A 4,986-nucleotide genomic window follows, 5' to 3' on the forward strand; every position below is an offset into this window, starting at 1 on the left:
GTTCGCCACCATCCCGGTGCTCGACGGCGCCGGCTGGAGCGACGACGGCATGCAGAGCGTGGTGCGGGTGGACCCGCACCAGGTGCAGGACTGGGTCGCCGGCCTGTTGCACAACCAGGACGAGGGCAAGACCGACGAGCTGACCTACAGCCCGGCCAAGACGACAGCCAGCGTGTTCAACGACACCGACATCAACGGCCTGGCCGCGGCGGTGTCGGACGTGTTGAGCGCCAAGGGATTCACCACCGGCTCCGTCGGCAACAACACGGGCGGGCACGTCAAGGGCAGCCAGGTGCGGGCGGCCAAGAGCGACGACGTCGGAGCCCAGGCGGTCGCCCGGCAACTGGGCGGCCTTCCGGTGGTCGCCGACGCGTCGATAGCCCCGGGCACCGTCCGGGTGGTGCTGTCCGGCGATTACAGCGGCCCGGGCTCCGGGCTGAGCGGCGGCGTGAACAGCCAGGTGGCGGCCGCCCAGGTGTCCAACGCCGGCGGGTCGACCGACCCAGACGTCCCAGCGCCCTCGCCCATCCTGACCGCAGCCTCCGACAAGCCGGACTGCATCAATTGAGCATGCCCGCAACTCTTTCGGGGGCCATCCTCGAGCCGATGCTGCGGGACGACCCGGTCGGACCACGCATCACCTACTACGACGATGGCGTCCGGGCCGACGGCGAGCGCATCGAGTTGTCCGCGGCGACCCTGGCCAACTGGGCCGCCAAGACCGGCAACCTGCTGCGCGACGAGCTGGGCGCCGGGCCGGGCAGCCGGGTCGCCGTCCTGCTGCCAGCGCACTGGCAGACCGCCGCGGTGCTGTTCGGCGTCTGGTGGATCGGCGCCGAGGTCGTGCTGGAAGGCGCGGCGGACCCGCATACGGACATGGCGTTGTGCACCGTCGAACGCCTCGACGAGGCCGACTCCGCGGTGAGCGCGGCGGCATCAGGCGGTGAGGTCGCGGTGCTGTCGCTGGACCCGTTCGGCCGGCCCGCGCCCGACCTGCCGATCGGCGTCACCGACTACGCCACCGCGGTGCGCGTGCATGGCGACCAGATCGTCCCCGAGCGCCACCCGGGTCCCGCGCTCGCCGGCCGCTCGGTCGGCGAGATTCTGGCGGACTGCGAAAGATCTTCGGCAGCAAGGGGTTTGACGTCGTCCGATCGAGTTCTTTCCAGCGCGTCGTGGACCGGACCGGACGAACTCGTCGACAACCTGCTGGCAGTCCTGGCCGTCGGCGCGTCGCTGGTGCAGGTGGCCGCACCAGCCGGAACCCAGGCCGATCCCGCGGCGCGACAGCGCAGGATCGAGACCGAGAAGATCACCCGCGTGCTGTGACTGCGGGATCCGGACCCGGACTTCAGACAATACATATTGGTATAGCAATATTCTGATGTTAACGTCGGCAGGGTCTTGCTCGGTAGCGATTCACCAGGAGGGTGTGGAAGATGGCGTACGGAATGTTCGGCAGAGGCGTCGCCTGGTTGGCGACCGGCGTCGTCGGAGCGGCTGCCTACGACCTGGTGGTGCGGGCCGCGAAAAAGGCGCCGCTGCACCAGGCCGCGGTCTCGGCGGCCGAACTGGGCCTGCGCGGCACCCGCAAGGCCGAGGAGGCCGCGGAATCGGCGCGGCTGAAGATGTCCGACGTGATGGCCGAAGCCCGTGGGCGCATCGGCGAGGAGGCGCCCACGCCTGCCGTAGGTGACGCCCACGACCACGACCACTGATCGGTCGACATGACCCTCGCGATCGTTGAAGAGAGCGCAACCACCGACGAGTCTGCGCTGACGGTGATCTCGGACGCGGCCGGACGCATGCGGGTCAGGGTCGACTGGGTTCGCGGCGACTCCCGGCGCGCAGTCGCGGTCGAGGAGGCCGTCGCCACGTGCCACGGCGTGCGCGCCGTGCACGCCTATCCGCGCACCGGATCCGTCGTCGTCTGGTACTCGCCGCGACGGGCCGCGCGCTCTGCGCTGCTGGCGGCGATCGGCGAGGCCGCACACGTCGCCGCCGAGCTGATCCCGGCGCGCGCACCGCATTCGGCCGAGATCCGCAACGCCGACGTGCTGCGGATGGTCATCGGCGGCGCGGCGCTGGCCCTGCTCGGGCTGCGCCGCTACGTGTTCGCGCGACCGCCGCTGCTCGGGTCGAGCGGCCAGCTGGTGGCCGGCGGTATGGCCATCTTCACCGGCTACCCGTTCCTGCGCGGCGCACTGCGCTCGCTGCGGTCCGGGAAAGCCGGCACCGACACGCTGGTGTCGGTGGCGACAGTGGCCAGCCTGCTGCTCGGCGAGAACGTGGTCGCGCTCACCGTGCTGTGGCTGCTCAACATCGGCGAATACCTGCAGGACCTGACCCTGCGCCGGACCCGGCGGGCCATCTCCGAACTGTTGCGCGGCACCCAGGACACCGCGTGGATCCGCATGAGCGACGGGGCCGAGGTGCAAGTGGCGATCGACACCGTGCAGATCGGCGACGAGGTGGTCGTGCACGACCAGGTCGCGATCCCGGTGGACGGCGAAGTCGTCGAGGGTGAGGCCATCGTCAACCAGTCGGCGATCACCGGGGAGAACCTTCCGGTCAGCATCACAGCCGGCGCGCACGTGCACGCGGGCTCGGTCGTGGTTCGCGGGCGCCTGGTGGTGCGCGCGGAGGCCGTCGGCAACGAGACCGCGATCGGGCGCATCATCGCCCGCGTCGAGGAGGCGCAGCACGACCGCGCCCCGATCCAGACCGTCGGGGAGAAATTCTCCCGCCGCTTCGTTCCCGCTTCGTTCATCGTCTCCGCCCTCACCTTGCTGGTCACCGGCGACGTCCGGCGCGCGATGACCATGCTCCTGATCGCCTGCCCCTGCGCGGTCGGGCTGTCCACCCCGACCGCGATCAGCGCGGCGATCGGCAACGGTGCGCGCCGCGGCATCCTGATCAAGGGCGGCTCTCACCTCGAGCAGGCCGGCCGCGTCGACGCGATCGTGTTCGACAAGACCGGAACGCTGACCGTCGGGCGTCCGGTGGTCACCAATATCGTTGCGATGCACTCCGATTGGGAACCCGAGCAGGTCTTGGCGTACGCGGCCAGCTCGGAGATCCACTCCCGGCACCCGTTGGCCGAGGCGGTGATCCGCTCCACCGCGGAACGCCGCATCAGCATCCCGCCGCATGAGGAGTGCGAGGTGCTCGTGGGGTTGGGCATGCGGACGCGTGCCGACGGCCGCACCCTGCTGCTGGGCAGCCCGTCGCTGTTGCGCGCCGAAAAGGTGCGGGTGTCCAAGAAGGCCACCGAGTGGGTGAACAGGCTGCGCCGCCAGGCCGAGACACCGCTGCTGCTCGCCGTGGACGGCACGCTGGTCGGGCTGGTCAGCCTGCGTGACGAAGTGCGGCCCGAGGCCGCCGAAGTGCTGACCAAGCTGCGCGCCAACGGCGTCCGCCGGATCGTCATGCTCACCGGCGACCACCCCGACATCGCCGAGGTCGTCGCCGGCGAACTGGGGATCGACGAGTGGCGCGCCGAGGTGATGCCGGAGGACAAGCTGGAGGTGGTGCGCGCCCTGCAGGCCGAGGGTTTCGTCGTCAGCATGGTCGGCGACGGCGTCAACGACGCGCCCGCGCTGGCCGCCGCCGACATCGGGATCGCCATGGGCCTGGCCGGCACCGATGTCGCCGTCGAGACCGCCGACGTGGCGCTGGCCAACGACGACCTGAACCGCCTGCTCGACGTGCGCGAGCTGGGCGCCCGGGCGGTCGACGCGATCCGGCAGAACTACGGCATCTCGATCGCGGTCAACGCCGTCGGGCTGGCCGTCGGGGCCGGCGGCGCGCTGTCGCCCGTGCTGGCCGCGATCCTGCACAACGCCTCGTCGGTGGCGGTGGTGACCAACAGCTCTCGACTGATCCGCTACCGGCTCGACTAGTGGCTCTGGCTAGCGACTCTGATTGCATCGAGAGTGAATCCACGGCGCCGACACGCCGGGCGGGCACGCCATGCATTCACGCTCAAAGCCGCGGACTCACACTCAATGTCCGGCTGTGCTGATCAACAGCAGTCGTGGCCGCGCCAGGCCCGCACTCCCTGCCACACCGCGATGGCGGCGACCGCGAGCCCGACAGCGGGATCGATCCACCAGCCGTCCGGCCAGACGGCGGTGAGGGCCAGTCCGGCCAGCACCCCGGCGGCCTGCACGGCGCACAGGTAGTTCTGAATACCCTCACCTTCGGTGGCCTCCGAGCCCAGCCGGGCACCCAGCCGCTGGTTGGCCCGGCCCAGGACCGGCATCAGCAGCAGCGCGACCACTGTCAGCCCGATGCCGATCACCGAGGTCTCGGCGTGGTGGCCGTCGGTGAGGTCGTGCACGGACTCGGCGGCGATGTAGGGGGCGGTCAGCCAGAAGGAGACCGCCACGCCGCGCCGCGCGCGCGACTCGGCGGTCTCGGACAGAGTGCGGGCGCCGCTGAAGCGCCACACCACCATCGCGCTGGCCAGCGCCTCCCCGCCGCCGCCGAGCGCCCAACCGGTAAGTGCGATGGACCCGACCGCCAGGCCCTGCCACAGCCCGATGGCGCCCTCGACGAGCAGCACGGTGAGGCTGACCCAGGCCAGCCGCCGCGCCCGGCGGGCGCCGGCCTGCCAGGCCGCATCCCGCTCCGCGGCGCTTCGACGCGTTCGGGCGCTGGGAGGGCAAGAGCTGGGAGACGAAGAGGTGGGAGGGGAAGAGGTCATTACACCCGATGGTAGAGCCGGCACGCCGGGCCCGGGCACCACGACACCCGGGGGGACGAGCACGCGTTGTCACCACCAGCGGGGGCATTTGGTCACCGCGTTCAGGCGGCATCAAGCCACGGACCCTGCCACAGGGTTCCTCGTTACGCTGTCCAACCAGTGGGGGTCCCAGTACATCGAAGAAGGGTTGTGACGAATGGCGCGTACCGAGAACGACACGTGGGACCTGGCGACCAGCGTGGGAGCCACCGCCACCATGGTCGCGGCGGGACGGGCCC

The 4,986-nt window shown here is 70.9% G+C and carries 6 protein-coding genes; 5 read left to right on the forward strand and 1 reads right to left on the reverse strand.

Translation table 11 applies throughout. The features are described 5' to 3' along the window. The 4 genes from ACOJVU_RS12330 to ctpC all read left to right on the forward strand — a co-directional run. Nucleotides 1-568, forward strand: a 568-nt coding sequence (locus ACOJVU_RS12330) for a LytR C-terminal domain-containing protein (protein WP_421530038.1), incomplete at its 5' end; no start/stop codon positions are given. A gap of 2 nt (nt 569-570) precedes the next feature. Next, a complete protein-coding gene (locus tag ACOJVU_RS12335; RefSeq protein ID WP_421530039.1) occupies nt 571-1,329 on the forward strand; it encodes a TIGR03089 family protein in 759 nt (252 codons plus the stop codon). A gap of 110 nt (nt 1,330-1,439) precedes the next feature. Then, nucleotides 1,440-1,718, forward strand: a complete 279-nt coding sequence (locus tag ACOJVU_RS12340) for a DUF1490 family protein (protein ID WP_421530040.1) — start codon at nt 1,440-1,442, stop codon at nt 1,716-1,718. Between the two features lie 9 nt (nt 1,719-1,727). Beyond that, a complete protein-coding gene (gene ctpC / locus ACOJVU_RS12345) occupies nt 1,728-3,902 on the forward strand; it encodes a manganese-exporting P-type ATPase CtpC (RefSeq protein ID WP_421530041.1) in 2,175 nt (724 codons plus the stop codon). A gap of 122 nt (nt 3,903-4,024) precedes the next feature. On the opposite strand, the gene ACOJVU_RS12350 is transcribed toward ctpC, so the two are convergent. Next, nucleotides 4,025-4,708 (reverse strand): cation transporter, encoded by a 684-nt coding sequence (locus ACOJVU_RS12350; protein ID WP_421530042.1) that lies wholly within the window; start codon nt 4,706-4,708, stop codon nt 4,025-4,027. Nucleotides 4,709-4,904: 196 nt separating this feature from the next. Here ACOJVU_RS12350 and ACOJVU_RS12355 point away from each other — a divergent pair. After that, the coding region (locus tag ACOJVU_RS12355; protein WP_421530043.1) for a hypothetical protein at nt 4,905-4,986 on the forward strand (82 nt) is incomplete at its 3' end.

Source organism: Mycobacterium sp. THU-M104 (genome assembly GCF_049197365.1).
GTDB lineage: Bacteria > Actinomycetota > Actinomycetes > Mycobacteriales > Mycobacteriaceae > Mycobacterium.